Origin of the sequence: Vreelandella halophila, from assembly GCF_019903425.1 — a bacterium.
GTDB lineage: Bacteria > Pseudomonadota > Gammaproteobacteria > Pseudomonadales > Oleiphilaceae > Halospina > Halospina halophila.
Genome location: NZ_JACHUZ010000013.1, coordinates 86,792 through 100,338, shown reverse-complemented (window position 1 = coordinate 100,338; position 13,547 = coordinate 86,792). Strand labels below are relative to the sequence as shown.

Below are 13,547 nucleotides of genomic sequence, written 5' to 3'. Positions count from 1 at the left end.
TGATCATGTTCAGCAGTGATGCTTTTACCCTGCTTGGTGGTGAGTCGCCGGCTCTGCAGGCCGTGCTGCGCTCGGCGGCGCTGGTTGCGGCCACGGATGCAACGGCGCTGGTGACCGGTGAGAGCGGCACTGGCAAGGAGCTGCTGGCGCGCGGTATGCACCAGGCCAGCAGTCGGCATGCGGGGCCCTGGATTCCTGTCAACTGTGCCGCTCTGCCTTCCGAGCTGGTTGAGGCGGAGCTGTTCGGTTACTGGAAGGGCGCTTTCACCGGTGCGGACCGCAATGCGCCGGGCTATGTCCATCAGGCCCAGAACGGCACGCTGTTTCTCGATGAGATCGCCGAACTCACGTTGGCGGGGCAGGCTAAGCTGCTGCGCTTCCTGGAGCAGGGCGAGTGCCAGCGCCTTGGCTCCGGCAGAGCTGAGACGCTCGATGTACGGATCATTGCGGCGACCCATCAGGACCTTTCCGCCCTGGCGGCCCAGGGACGGTTCCGCTCGGATCTTTTCTATCGGCTCAATGTGATTCCGCTGACGCTGCCCCCTCTCAGGGAACGCGACGGGGATGTCCGGATACTGCTTGAGCGTTTTCGCCTGGAGCTCGCGAAGACGCATGGCGTCAGCCCGCCGACGTTTGCTCAGAGCGCCCTCACCCGGCTTGCCAGGCACGCCTGGCCGGGCAATGTACGGGAGCTGAGGAATCTGGTTGAGCGCTGTGTGGTTCTGATGCCGGGGCGTTTGCTGGGGGCTGCGGATCTTCCGGATGAGTGGCTGGCTGATAGCTGTGTGTCAGAGCAGCACCTGGGCGTGTATCTGCCGCCCGAGGGCGTTAGACTTGAGGACGTGGAAGCGGATCTCATCCGGCAGGCGCTCAGCCGCTCCGGTGGTAACCGGACCAGAGCTGCGGCGCTGGTTGGCGTAACCCGTGACACCTTTCTCTACCGGCTGAGGAAGCATGGTCTGATCCACAGCTCGGATTGAGGGAGGTCAATGTGTTTGCCGGCTGAGCCCTGTACGGTGTAAAACAGTGACAGCTGCATTTGCACGATGACAACGAAGGAGTTCCCATGAAGATAATGATCAAACCGATCGCGGCCCTCGGCGCTGTCTTGGCTCTGGGTGCGGCCAGTACCGGCATGGCCCAGGAGCGTTCCGGTGAGGAAATCTACAACAACTACTGCAGTACCTGCCACAAGATCGGTGCTGCAGGTGCGCCCAAGCTGGATGCGGCCGATGAGTGGCAGAGCCGTGTGGACGAGCGTGGCCGTGAAGGTCTCTATGAGAATTCCATCAACGGCTTCAAGGGCATGCCGCCCAAGGGGACCTGCGGCGATTGTTCTGAGTCCGAGATGAAAGCGGCGGTTGACTACATGCTCGGCGAAGCAATCGAGTGATCAACAGACGGCCATCGCGCGTGGACGGGATGCCCGTATACTTCTTACACTGTGAGGCTGTCTGACCAGAGAGAGCCTCACCATGCCCGACCGATATATCCGCAAGATCCTGGACGCACGCGTCTACGACGTAGCGATCGAATCGCCCGTGACCCATGCGCGTAACCTGACCCGCCGCTTTGGCAACAACATCTTCTTCAAGCGCGAGGATCTGCAGCCGGTTTTCTCCTTCAAGCTGCGTGGGGCCTACAATAAGATCAGTCAGCTCTCGGATGCGCAGAAGGCGTGCGGGGTCATCGCCGCCTCCGCGGGCAACCATGCCCAGGGTGTGGCGCTGGCGGCCACCCAGCTGGGTATCCATGCAACCATCGTCATGCCGCGGACCACGCCGGAGATCAAGGTGAACTCCGTGCGCAATCATGGCGCCGAGGTGGTGCTGATTGGTGACGCCTTCGACGAGGCCGCCGCCTATGCTCAGGAACAGATCGAGAAGCATGGCTATACCTATATCCACCCCTATGATGACCCGGACACCATCGCCGGCCAGGGCACCGTCGCCATGGAGCTGCTCTGGCAGTTCACCAAGCCGATACACGCGGTGTTCATTCCGGTCGGTGGGGGCGGCCTTATCGCGGGCATGGCGGCCTACATCAAGTACCTGCGCCCGGAGACGCGGGTGATTGGAGTAGAGCCCGAAGATTCCGCCTGCCTTTCCGAGGCTCTGAAGGCGGGTCGGCGCGTGACGCTGCCCCAGGTCGGGATCTTTGCCGATGGTGTGGCGGTGAAACAGATCGGCCGCCACACCTGGGATGTGTGTAAGGATCACGTGGACGAGGTGGTCACCGTCACGACCGACGAGATCTGTGCCGCGATCAAGGATGTGTTCGAGGATACCCGTTCCATCCAGGAGCCGGCAGGGGCGCTCTCCGTGGCGGGGCTCAAGAAGTACGTCCAGCGCCAGGGGCTGGAGGATGAGAACATGATCGGCATCCTCAGCGGCGCCAACATGAATTTTGACCGGCTGCGCTATATTTCGGAGCGCACGGAAGTGGGCGAGCAGCGCGAGGCCATCCTGGCGGTGACCATTCCGGAGGAGCCTGGCAGCTTCCGCAAGTTCATCCAGGCCCTGCGCAAGCGCAATATCACCGAGTTCAACTACCGCTATTCCTCGGCGGACGAAGCCCATATCTTTGTGGGGGTCCAGATCCAGTCAGGCGGACTTGGCCGGAACGAGGTGGTGACGGAGCTCGGGGATCTGGGCTATCCGGTACTGGACCTGACGGACAACGATCTGGCGAAGCAGCACATCCGGCACATGGTCGGCGGGCACGCGCCCTCGGTGACCAATGAAAAGGTCTTCCAGTTCACTTTCCCCGAGCGTCCGGGGGCGCTGATCACCTTCCTGATGTCACTGGGCAGCCGGTGGAACATCTCGATGTTCCATTACCGCAATCACGGGGCCGCCTACAGCCGTATCCTGATGGGAGCGCAGGTTGAGGATGAGGAGCTGGATGACTTCCGGGTCATGCTGGATGAAATCGGGTTTGAATATGAAGAGATCGGTGATGATCCAGCCTATCGTCTGTTTCTCGGGCAGTAGATTGCACAATCTTACAAAGTCATAATAATGTGGAAGCGTTTATGAATTGTAAAAAAGGGTTTTACTGCTAGACTCTTTGCCACTTTCCGAAGAAACAGGCCCAGATTCCTGTTTCGCGGGTATTGTTGAAAATCCAATAAGAAAAAAGAACAGCTGGCAGGAGACGACCGACAATGAACCGCCGACCCGATGTTATCCGCGTTCTGGTAGTGGTGTTTGCTACTGGGCTCTTGGTCAGTGGCCTGACCTCACTGGCCGCATCCGATGAGCCCAGGCTGACTTCCGGCGCTGCCCAGGAGGCGACCCTGACCCATCAGGGGGCCTCAGGCCGCGCCATCAACTGAGTCAGGCGCTCCGGTCGCTTACCGGGTAATACCCCTGATCCGTCACAATCGCGTCCATGGGAATATCCCAGCTGGCGGTCGGCATCGTATCGACCCGCTGGCTTTCGTGAGCCAGCCCGATCAGCTTCGGACTGTGGCGGTCGGGCTGGCCCAGGAACGCAAAGGTCCGATCATAGAAACCGCCCCCCATTCCCAGCCTGTCCCCTTCCGCGGTAAAGCCCACCAGCGGCATCAGAACCACATCCAGTGCCCAGGCCGGCTTTGATGCAGCTCGGCGCAGGCTGGGTTCCGGTATGCCGAATCGGTTGCGCCTCATGGGCGTATTGCGGTCCAGGCGCAGGAACCAGAGACGGTTGCCCAGTATCGGGTGCAGCACGGGCAGGTAGCAGCGCTTGTTCATGCGTTCCACCGCTGCCTGCAGTGGGCGCGGGTCAATCTCGCCGTCATTGGGCCAGTAAAGGGCGATGCTGCGGGCATCCCGGAGCTCGCGGCTGGCCAGGAGATTGCGGCAGAGCCTGCGCGATGCGCGTTTCTGCTGCTGCGGGCTGAGCGCACGCCGGCGTTCGCGCAGTTTCCTGCGAAGCTGTTTTCGGGTTGCTTGATGGTTCGTCATGGAATTCTGGCAAGGCAGGTAATGAAACCCTCCGGGCTGCCGGACCGGATCGTGCCCTTGAACCCAGTAGTTCAAGGCGGGAGCCCCTTGATAGTGAATTAGGCTTTCCTCTGCTGTGGAGGACTTGCTCACATCACCAGGGAGCGGCTCCCTTTGGTCGTGCGCATCGGCTCGAGGACAACATCCAGTGAAGTCGTACAGCCCAGAGAGTTGATGCGATTATAGGCCGACAGCCGGGGGGGAATGCAATGGCATTGTGCCGGCGTTCAGGAGCCGGTATTCGCCTGGGGCTGTTCCAGTGCCTCGCGTACCCGCTCGTCGAGTTCACGCAGGGTGCGTTCTGCGGAGTCGGGCATGCTGCCACTGTTCTGCAGCAGTTCATGGGTGATGTTAAGCGCGGCCATGACCGCAATCCGCTCGGTGCCGAAGACGCGGCCGCTGGCGCGGATCTCGCGCATCTTCTCGTCCAGGTAGCGGGCGGAGCGTTCCAGCTCGCCACGGGCATCGCCGGGGCTGGCGACAAGGTATTCCTTGTCGAGGATGTTGACCGCGACTGTTTCCTTATCCGTGTGTTCCGCCATCAGTGATGCTCCAGTGAGCGCAGCCGTGAGATCATCGCCTCGATCCGGTGGCGTGCCATGTCATTCTTCTGCATGAGCTGGACCCGTTCCTGCTGCCAGTCCTCCTGGGCCTGGCGCAGCCGCGCGTTTTCGGCTTCCAGCTGGCGATTGCGCTCGATCAGCCGCTCGATGCGGGCGGCCAGTGCCTCGAGTTCCGCTTGGTCCATGGTACGCCTCTCCGGGGAATCGCCTCTGGAAAATCACTATAGTGGGCTCCCCGGGAGCGGTCAATTTGCGGTACGACAGAGAGCCCGGAAATGCTAGTGTAGAGTCCTGCAGACACCGAACCGGGAACCAGGAGCACTACGCCCCCTATGAGCGGGATCGACGAGAACGATACACAGAAACTACAGGAGATTGTCTACGACTTCGATCTGTGGTCCGACGTCCACGGGCGCCACGGCGCCATCAACCACCCCAGTGAGCTGCACGGGTTGCTGGCGGGTGAGCTGGCCGCAGGGGAGCGCCTTTCCAGCGAGCGCTGGGAGAACCTGGTGCTGGAGCATCTGGGGTGCGACCGGCTGCAGGAAGAGCAGGATGATGAGCAGGTTTCCCCCAGGGCACTCCTGCACGCGTTTTACGCGGCGACCCTGGCTTCACTGCAGTCCGAGGACATGGACTTCCGGCTGCTGCTGCCCCCTGAGCAGGCACCGCTCAATGAGCGCCTTGAGGCCGTCTCCAACTGGGTCCGTGGTTTCCTCGAAGGCATGGCCCGGGCTGCGGGTGATGGCCTCAGTCGGGCGCCTGACGACATCCGCGAACTGATCCGGGATTTTGTGGCCATCAGCCAGGTGGAAAGCGAGGCCGACGACGCGGACGAGGACGGTGACCGCGACATCGAGGAGGTGTCCGAGTACATCCGGGTGGGCGTTCTCAATGTTTTCGCCGAGTTCAACCATCCTCAGCCGGACCAACAGACACTGCACTGATCGGGAGTGCCGATGACCGTCGCAAGCAAGCAGACTCAGACCGCCATTGACCGTGACGAGCATGCCAGCCGCCGGCGCCGTTTGATGGAGCAGATGGCGCCGGAGAGTATCGCCATTGTCTCCGCGGCCCCGGAGCGCATCCGCAGCAGGGACACGGAATACCCCTACCGCCAAGACAGCGATTTCCTCTACCTTACCGGCTTCGAGGAACCGCACGCGGTGCTTGTGCTGGTTCCCGGCCGGGAACACGGTGAGACCGTCCTGTTCTGCCGGGAGCGCGACCCCGACCGCGAGCTGTGGGATGGCTTCATGGTGGGCCCTGACAGTGCGGTGGCCAATTACGGTGTGGATGACGCCTTTCCCATCACCGACATCGACGACATCCTGCCGGGACTGATTGAGGGGCGCTCCCGGGTCTACTATTCCATTGGCCGTGATTCAGCGTTCGACAGCCAGGTCATGGAATGGGTCAACAGCATCCGCGCCCGGGTGCGCAGCGGTGCCAAGCCGCCGGGTGAATTCGTGGCCCTGGAGCACACACTGCATGACATGCGGCTGTACAAGAGCGCTGCGGAACTGCGGGTGATGGAACAGGCCGGGCGGATCAGCGCTAATGCCCACCGTCAGGCCATGCGCCGAGCCCGGCCCGGGCTGCGCGAATACCAGCTGGAGGCCGAACTGCTCTACCGCTTCCTGGACGAGGGCGCCAGCGCGCCCGCCTATCCCACCATTGTCGCGAGCGGCTCCCATGGCTGCGTGCTCCACTATACCGAGAACCAGGGCATGCTGGCGGACGGCGACCTGGTACTGATCGATGCCGGCTGTGAATACAACGGCTACGCGGCGGACATCACCCGTACCTTCCCGGTTAACGGCCGATTCACCGGCGAGCAGAAGGCGGTCTACGAGATCGTACTGGCAGCGCAGAAGGCGGCCATTGAGAAGGTCAGGCCCGAGAACCACTGGAACCAGCCCCACGAGGCGGCCGTCGAGGTCCTGAGCCAGGGGCTTCTGGACCTGGGCATCCTGACGGGCAGCCTTGAGGAGGTGGTCGAGCAGGCCCATTACCGTGATTTCTTTATGCACCGGACCGGCCACTGGCTGGGCATGGATGTGCACGATGTGGGGGATTACCGTATTGGTGGCGCCTGGCGGGTTCTGGAGCCGGGAATGGTGATGACCATCGAGCCTGGGCTCTACATTGCGCCGGGTAAGGTGGGTGTGGATGAGCGCTGGCAGGGCATCGCCGTGCGCATTGAGGATGATGTGGCTGTCACCCGCTCCGGTTACCGCAACCTGACGCCGGACGTGCCCAAGGAGATCGCGGACATTGAGGCGCTGATGGCCGATGAGTGAGCCGGCTTGCCCCACGCGGCACTGTGATGTGCTCATTGTTGGCGGCGGCATGGCCGGTGCCTCCCTGGCACTGGGGCTGGCCCGGCAGGCGCCGTCACTGGGCGTGGCCGTGGTGGAATCCTCGCCGCTGGATCCGTCAGTGGACCCGCAGACCCGGTTCCAGCCCAGCTACGATGCCCGCGCCACGGCGCTGGCCTACGGCTCACGCCTGATCTACGAGGACCTGGGCGTGTGGCCGGAACTCGCCCGCGCCGCCACACCCATCGAACACGTCCATGTCTCGAGCCGTGGCCGCCCCGGCACCACCCGTATGCACGCCTCGGAGCACGGGACGGACGCGCTGGGGTATGTGGTGGATAACGCCTGGCTGGGGCTCAACCTGGTGTCCGCCCTTCGGGAAACAGCCACCCACTGGCTCTGCCCGGCACGGGTGGTCACGGCGGAAACCGGCAGCACGGGCGCACAGGTTCTGGTGGAACAGGACGGTGAGCAGCAGTGGTGGCAGGCACGTCTCCTGGTGGTGGCAGACGGGGGCCGCTCCGGCCTGCGGGAACAGCTCGGGTTCAGCGCCCGTCGGCAGGACTATGGCCAGCACGCCCTAGTGGCCACGGTCACCACTGGTGAGCCGCACCTTAACCAGGCCTATGAACGCTTCGCCGATGGCGCGGCCGTCGCGCTCTTACCCCACAGGGAAAGCCATGACTACGCTCTGGTCTGGACCATGGACAGTGCCGAGATTGAGCGCCGCATGGCCCTGGGCACCGATGCCTTCCTTTCGGAACTGCAGGAGCGCTTTGGCTGGCGGCAGGGCCGGTTTGAACACGTGGGGCAGCGCCACAGTTACCCGTTGGCGCTGGAGCAGGTCGCCAGCCCGGTACGCCCCGGGGTGGTTCTGGTGGGCAATGCGGCTCATTCGCTGCATCCGGTGGCCGGCCAGGGCTTCAACCTGGCCCTGCGCGGGCTGATGCGGCTCAGCAGCCGCCTGGCTGAGGTTGCCGATGAACCGGCCTCCCTGGGGCAGCCGGAAACACTGGCGCCCTATGTAGCGACCCATCAGCAGGATGTGGACGCCATTGTCGGCTTCTCCGACAGCCTGGTGCGGGTGTTCTCGGAGAAGAGTGGTTTTCCCGGCCGACTCCGGGACCTGGGGCTGGCGGCTCTGGATGCCGCTCCGGGCCCGCGGGACTGGCTGGCCCAGCGCAACATGGGGCTGAACACAAGACGGAGCTCTCTCGGCCATGACTGACACGCCACTCACGGAACGCACGACCGTTGCCATTGTGGGCGGCGGCCTTGTTGGCGGTGCCCTGGCACTGCTGCTGGCCCGTCAGGGGCTGGCGGTCACCGTGGTGGAGCCCCAGTCCCGGGAGACGCAGCTCCACGAGCTGGAGCCGGCGACCACTGTCCACGGGTTCGAGCCCCGGGTCAGTGCCCTGACCGAGGGAACCCGGCAGCTGCTCGAGGATCTGGGTATCTGGCCGGAGATCGAGGCCCGGCGCTGCTGCCCCTATCGCGAGATGCGCGTCTGGGACGCGGAGGGCACCGGCAGCATCCATTTCGATGCCGCCGAACTCCAGCTTTCCCGCCTGGGCAGCATCGTGGAGAACCGGGTGGTGCTGGGAGCACTGGCCCGTGCCATGGTGGCGGAACCCAACCTGACATGGCTGGATGGCGAGTACGTCCGCCACTGGCGCCCGACGGGTGCGGGTTCGGCGGTGATGCTCAGTGACGGCCGCTGGCTGGAGGCGCGCCTTGTGGTTGGCGCGGATGGAGCCAATTCCCGCATACGCCAGTGGGCCGGCCTGGCCACCCGTGAGTGGGATTACGACCAGCAGGCGATTGTCTGTACCGCCCGAACCGAATACGGCCACCAGCGCACCGCGTGGCAGCGGTTCATGACCACGGGGCCGGTGGCCTATCTGCCTTTGGCCAATGAGGAGGGCAGTGATCGCTTCGTCTCCATCGTCTGGTCCCAGGACGTGGGGGAATCAGCGCGCTTGATGAACCTGGACGAGGGCGCCTTCGCCGGTGAGCTGGCGGCGGCGCTGGAGTGGACCCTGGGAGCGGTGGAGGCGATATCCACACGCCATGCCCTGCCGTTGCGCCAGCGTCATGCCCGGGAGTACACGCGTCCGGGGGTGGTTCTGGTCGGGGATGCCGCACACACCATCCACCCGCTGGCTGGGCAGGGAGTCAACCTCGGATTTGCGGACGCGGCTGTCCTGGCGGACGAGATCCGGCTGGCCATGGAGCGTGGTCTGGAGCCTTCGCACTCCAGCGCCCTGCAGCGTTACCAGCGCCGGCGCAAGGTGGAGAATCTGTCGCTCATGGCTGCCATGGAGGGCTTCAAGCAGCTATTCGCCCGGGATGAACTGCCCCTGCGCTGGCTGCGCAACACCGGCATGCGCTGGCTGGATAGCCAGAGCGGCATCAAGAACCGGATCGCGGCAGAGGCCATGGGCAGCCGTCATCCACTGCCACGGTTCACGCGGCCCGTGCCGGTGGAGGCGGACTGATCAGGTGCCGGTGCTGAAGCTCCGGAACTGCTCCATCACACTGTCCGCCAGGTGATCCTTGTCCAGCACGCCCACCACTTCCTCGGCCAAGCCGGTCTCTTCGGCGCCCGCGTAGACCAGCGCATAGTCCACGCCCTGCTGGGTCAGCTGCTGCACCACCTGGCTGAGCAGATCCCTGGCCACCACCTGCACGAACCGCCGATGGCCGAGTTTTGCCAGCGGCCAGTCCTCGTGGTGTTATGAATATCCAGGCAGTCACACCGCAGACGACACCCAGCACGCTCATGGCCGCAATGTTATAGAAGAGAACCGCACCCAGACCCGTGACGATGCCCACGATAACGGCGATTAGGAAAAAACAGCGCGGGTGCTTCGCGCTCGTCATCGGGTTCCCGGTTCAGGGGCGGGTCAGTACTCATGGGCGGGTTGCGAGCCCTGGTCGTTAATGCATCAGGTAGGCGTCTTCCTTTGACGCCAGGGAGATCTCGCGCGGGGTGATAACGCCCAGGATCTCCGTGGCCTGCCGACTGTTCTCATCACTCATGACCAGAACCACCTCGCAATTGCAGGCATGCATGGAGCGCATCAGGTTGGACCAGCTGGTTCCGGGCGTCACCCTTAGGAAGTTGCGGTCAATGGTCCAGTCAGTGTTTTCTGGAGCGCTTAGCAGGTGCAGGTTCTCATGGACCACACCATCAATGGTCCCGTTATCCACCGCTATCGCGTAACGGGGGGCTCTTTCGGGGGTGTGGGTCGCCTCCCACTGTCTCAGAAGCTGGACATCAATCAGGTCGAATTCGGTATTCATCAGTGTCCCCGCGCTGTGGAGATGGGACGTTGCCGCCTGAAGGCCGTGGGGAACACTGTAGCCCCGCCGTACCAGCTTGAGGGTATAGATGCTCTCCTCAGTGATCGCCGACCGAACCGCGTAGGCAAAAGACACCGTTGCGATAATCGGCAGCATGGCGGCGTAGTCACCGGTCAGCTCGAAGACCATGATGACGGCGGTCAGCACCGCACCGGTGGTTCCCGCGATCATGCCGCCCATGCCCGCAATCGCAAGTACCACGGGATCGACACCACTGCCTGGAAAGACCAGCAGGACCAGGTTGCCAAACAGGGCGCCGAAGATGGCGCCCAGAAACAGGGAAGGGGCAAATACGCCCCCGGAAGCCCCGGAGCCCAGTGTCAGAGCTGTTGCCAGCCACTTGCCAAGGAAAAGCAGAGCAAGGAACAGTGGGTCGGAAAGGATGCTGCGCAGAACATCCAGGATGGTCGGATAACCAACACCACCAATATGGTAGTGCCCGGTATAGACGATGAATCCGTACAACATGACGCCGACGACAGCCATCCCGCTGACATGGCGCACATAGGAGTTGGTAAAGCGGCGTTCGAACCAGTCCTCGAACGAATAGATGGAGCGGATGAAACCGGATGAAATGACGCCGATCAGCGCCCCCAGCGGAATACAGGCCAACAGTGAGTAGAAGCCCACCAGATGGTTCTCAAAGACCACCAGCTCGGGGACATCGAACGAGGGGTGGAGGCCGCTGTAGAAACGCCCGATATAGGTCGCCGTTACCGTGGCAATTGCCACCACGGTGACTGTGCGGGCACTGATCGAGACCAGCATCAGCTCCATGGCAAAGGCGAGCCCGCCAATCGGGGCATTGAAGGTTGCGGCCACCGCGGCTGCGGCACCTGCGCCCACGAGCACCACCCTCTGGCGTGCCGGCATGGAAATGAGCTGCCCCAGACTGGAACCGAAGGCTGACCCGATCTGGACAATAGGCCCTTCACGCCCGACAGACCCGCCACTGCCAATGGAAACCGCGGATGTCAGCGCCTTGGCGATCACCACGGAGGGCCGGATCCGGCCCTGGCTGAAGTAGATGGCGTTCATCACTTCCGGGACCCCGTGGCCGCGGGTTTCCGGAGCAAACCGTTCGGTTATCCAGTTAACGATGATGGCACCGACAACAGGCACCAGGATGACGCCCGCACCCCAGGTGCTCGGGGCGATATGGACATCCGGTTGGAAGGCCAGACTCAGCTCGCCATAGAAAAAGAGGTTGCGGAAAAAACCAATGATGGCTTTGAAGGCAATCGCACTGAAACCACCAAAGATACCCACCCCCACTGCCAGGATCAGCATGATGCTGGCGTTGAGAGGCTGGTTCGGGCTTGCTCCCTCGACCGGAGCTGTGGCTGACCCTTCAGTCTGGTTGTTGGTGGTTTGGCTCATAGAGACCATGCGGAGGTAAAGCGATCACTATTCTTATACAAAGCGTGAAGCCGCTGCAAGGAATCCAGCTTCCCATTTTGGGGGATCATCCATTAGTGATATCGAATAGACGTCCGAGGACCGCTGGTACAAACGTTTCCGTGCGTAGTATCCGTGCCCCCAGGTGTACCGGGCTGAACCCCTGTTCGCGGATCAGCTCCACTTCATAGGGAATGAAGCCCCCCTCTGGGCCGATGCACAGGCTTACAGGTTCGTCCAGACCCTGCGGGCAGGCTCCGACGCTGCCAGGGTGGGCTATCAGGCGGCGGCTCCCGGTCGTGATGGCAGCGAGCTCATCTTCTACAAAGGGCTTGAAACGGTTGCGCTGCAGGATTGTCGGCCACCCGGTATCCCGCCCCTGTTCCAGCCCCAGGGCGATCTGTTCAGCAAGGGATTCCGGTTGCAGCCAGGGGGTCTGCCAGTAGCTTTTCTCCACCCGGTAGCTGTTGACCAGCACGAGGTGCTTGACGCCCATGGAAACGACGGACTGGATGATCCGGCGCAGCATCTTGGGGCGTGGCAGCGCGAGTATCAGGGTCAGTGGCAGGGGCGCAGGTGGCGCCTCATACAGTTCTATGGCCAGCGTGGCCTCGTGCGCATCCAGGTGTTCGATTCGCCCCATCCCCATGGTGCTGTCACGCAATCCCACTCTCAGTGAGTCGCCCGTATTGGCCCCATGTATTTGATGGAGGTGCTGCAGCTGGCGACCGGTCACACGGGCCCGCTCCGGCGTCACCAACTGTTCCGGGTGAAGCAGGAGCAGGTTCATGCTGCGTCCGCATCATCCGGTGGGCGGCGGCGCTCAACCATGCGACCGAAGATGAGTCCGATCTCGAACAGCAGCCACATGGGTCCGGCCAGAAGCGTCTGGGAGATCATGTCCGGTGGCGTCATCAGCATGCCCACCACAAAGCAGCCCACCACCACATACGGGCGTTTCTCGCGCAGGGACTGGGTATCCGTGGCACCGCTGAGAATCATCAGCATGATGGCGATCGGGATCTCGAAGGCGATGCCGAAGGCGAACAGCAGCTTGAGCACAAAGCTCAGGTAGCTGCTCATGTCCGTCATGACCGTAACCTCAGCCGGCCCCACGGAGGTGAAGAAAGCGAATACCAGTGGAAAGACCACGTAGTACGCGAACACTGCACCCAGGTAGAACAGCAGGATGGAGGAGGCCAGCAGCGGAAAGGCGATGCGTTTTTCGTGGCGGTACAGCCCCGGGGCCATGAAGCGCCAGATCTGATAGAGCACCACCGGCATGGCCAGGAAGGTGCCCAGCACCAGGGTCAGTTTTAGGGGCGCGAAGAAGGGGGCTGCCACGTCCGTGGCGATCATGCTGCTGCCCTCGGGCAGATAGGCCCGAAGTGGGCCGGAGAGCCAGGCATAGAGCTGATTGGCGAAGGGGTAGAGCGCCAGGAAGATCACCAGGATGGCAAGAATGGCCTTGAGCAGCCGGTTGCGCAGCTCCACCAGGTGGGCCACCAGCGGCATGGTGTTCTCGTCGGGGTGGTTGTCCTCTTGGCTCATGAACTGTTCCCGGAGTTGCTCCGGTTGGCTGTGTCGGACTGGTTGCTGCCGGTACCGTCGCCGTTCACGGGTTTCAGGTATTCCTCATCCAGCTTCGCCTCATCCAGGGCTTCGCGCATGTTCTGCTGGATGTCCTCGTAGCCGATATCGCTTTTTTCCCGGCGCAGCTGCTCCCGGATCTCTTCGGCCTTGACCTGACGGTCGAGCTCCTCGGAGAACTGGCGGGTCATGCGGCGGGCCTTGCCGATCCAGTGCCCGGCCGTGCGCGCCGCCGTCGGCAGGCGTTCCGGTCCCAGCACCAGAAGGGCAATGACGCCGCAGAGGAAGAGTTCGAGGAACCCGAGATCAAACATTCAGGG

Annotated in this window: 16 protein-coding genes and 1 other RNA gene; 8 read left to right on the top strand and 9 right to left on the bottom strand. The window is 62.9% G+C overall.

Translation table 11 applies throughout. The features are described 5' to 3' along the window. The first annotated feature begins 5 nt into the window (after window positions 1–5). The 4 genes from H4I92_RS04720 (at window position 6) to H4I92_RS04705 (ending at window position 3,337) form a co-directional block, all read left to right on the top strand. Window positions 6–980 (top strand): sigma-54 interaction domain-containing protein, encoded by a 975-nt coding sequence (locus H4I92_RS04720; protein WP_077529513.1) that lies wholly within the window; start codon window positions 6–8, stop codon window positions 978–980. Window positions 981–1,066: 86 nt separating this feature from the next. Continuing rightward, on the top strand, window positions 1,067–1,393 hold the full coding sequence (locus H4I92_RS04715) for a c-type cytochrome (protein WP_077529512.1): 327 nt from the start codon (window positions 1,067–1,069) through the stop codon (window positions 1,391–1,393). An 82-nt stretch (window positions 1,394–1,475) separates the two neighbouring features. After that, window positions 1,476–2,993, top strand: a complete 1,518-nt coding sequence (gene ilvA, locus H4I92_RS04710) for a threonine ammonia-lyase, biosynthetic (RefSeq protein WP_077529511.1) — start codon at window positions 1,476–1,478, stop codon at window positions 2,991–2,993. 173 nt (window positions 2,994–3,166) lie between these two features. Next, the gene (locus tag H4I92_RS04705) at window positions 3,167–3,337 is read left to right on the top strand and encodes a hypothetical protein (protein ID WP_179105625.1); all 171 of its coding nucleotides are present in this window, start codon (window positions 3,167–3,169) and stop codon (window positions 3,335–3,337) included. 1 nt (window position 3,338) lies between these two features. Here the strand turns inward: H4I92_RS04705 and H4I92_RS04700 are convergent, their stop codons facing one another. The 4 genes from H4I92_RS04700 to H4I92_RS04685 all read right to left on the bottom strand — a co-directional run bounded on the left by H4I92_RS04700 (window position 3,339) and on the right by H4I92_RS04685 (window position 4,737). Next, window positions 3,339–3,950, bottom strand: a complete 612-nt coding sequence (locus H4I92_RS04700) for a 5-formyltetrahydrofolate cyclo-ligase (protein ID WP_077529510.1) — start codon at window positions 3,948–3,950, stop codon at window positions 3,339–3,341. A gap of 24 nt (window positions 3,951–3,974) precedes the next feature. Continuing rightward, window positions 3,975–4,162: non-coding RNA, 6S RNA (gene ssrS, locus H4I92_RS04695), on the bottom strand. A 54-nt stretch (window positions 4,163–4,216) separates the two neighbouring features. Further along, window positions 4,217–4,531 carry a cell division protein ZapA gene (locus H4I92_RS04690; RefSeq protein ID WP_077529509.1) on the bottom strand — a complete coding sequence of 105 codons (315 nt, stop codon included), beginning with the start codon at window positions 4,529–4,531 and terminating at the stop codon, window positions 4,217–4,219. Next, complete coding sequence (locus H4I92_RS04685; protein WP_077529508.1) at window positions 4,531–4,737, bottom strand: TIGR02449 family protein; 207 nt, start codon at window positions 4,735–4,737, stop codon at window positions 4,531–4,533. Before H4I92_RS04685 ends, H4I92_RS04690 begins: the two co-directional genes overlap by 1 nt. A 147-nt stretch (window positions 4,738–4,884) precedes the next feature. Between H4I92_RS04685 and H4I92_RS04680 the strand changes: the two genes are divergently transcribed. Genes H4I92_RS04680 through H4I92_RS04665 form a run of 4 tightly spaced genes read left to right on the top strand, consistent with a single transcriptional unit; the run spans window position 4,885 to window position 9,371 of the window. Then, window positions 4,885–5,499 (top strand): UPF0149 family protein, encoded by a 615-nt coding sequence (locus tag H4I92_RS04680; protein ID WP_077529507.1) that lies wholly within the window; start codon window positions 4,885–4,887, stop codon window positions 5,497–5,499. Between the two features lie 12 nt (window positions 5,500–5,511). Further along, complete coding sequence (pepP, locus tag H4I92_RS04675) at window positions 5,512–6,855, top strand: Xaa-Pro aminopeptidase (protein ID WP_077529506.1); 1,344 nt, start codon at window positions 5,512–5,514, stop codon at window positions 6,853–6,855. Further along, complete coding sequence (gene ubiH, locus H4I92_RS04670; protein WP_077529505.1) at window positions 6,848–8,101, top strand: 2-octaprenyl-6-methoxyphenyl hydroxylase; 1,254 nt, start codon at window positions 6,848–6,850, stop codon at window positions 8,099–8,101. Before pepP ends, ubiH begins: the two co-directional genes overlap by 8 nt. Then, window positions 8,094–9,371, top strand: coding sequence for an FAD-dependent monooxygenase (locus tag H4I92_RS04665; protein ID WP_077529504.1), 1,278 nt, complete (start codon window positions 8,094–8,096; stop codon window positions 9,369–9,371). Before ubiH ends, H4I92_RS04665 begins: the two co-directional genes overlap by 8 nt. Here the strand turns inward: H4I92_RS04665 and H4I92_RS04660 are convergent, their stop codons facing one another. The 5 genes from H4I92_RS04660 to tatB form a co-directional block, all read right to left on the bottom strand. Further along, a complete protein-coding gene (locus H4I92_RS04660) occupies window positions 9,372–9,554 on the bottom strand; it encodes a hypothetical protein (protein ID WP_143512606.1) in 183 nt (60 codons plus the stop codon). It lies immediately after the preceding gene. Between the two features lie 259 nt (window positions 9,555–9,813). Beyond that, entirely contained in the window at window positions 9,814–11,619 is a 1,806-nt protein-coding gene (locus tag H4I92_RS04655; protein ID WP_218668143.1) for a chloride channel protein, read from the bottom strand. Between the two features lie 85 nt (window positions 11,620–11,704). Further along, window positions 11,705–12,427: a 16S rRNA (uracil(1498)-N(3))-methyltransferase gene (locus H4I92_RS04650; protein ID WP_077529501.1), complete on the bottom strand. Its 723-nt coding sequence runs from the start codon at window positions 12,425–12,427 to the stop codon at window positions 11,705–11,707. Next, window positions 12,424–13,188, bottom strand: coding sequence for a twin-arginine translocase subunit TatC (gene tatC / locus H4I92_RS04645; RefSeq protein ID WP_077529500.1), 765 nt, complete (start codon window positions 13,186–13,188; stop codon window positions 12,424–12,426). The genes H4I92_RS04650 and tatC overlap by 4 nt, the downstream gene beginning before the upstream one ends. Next, complete coding sequence (gene tatB, locus H4I92_RS04640) at window positions 13,185–13,541, bottom strand: Sec-independent protein translocase protein TatB (protein WP_077529499.1); 357 nt, start codon at window positions 13,539–13,541, stop codon at window positions 13,185–13,187. The genes tatC and tatB overlap by 4 nt, the downstream gene beginning before the upstream one ends. Window positions 13,542–13,547: the final 6 nt, after the last annotated feature.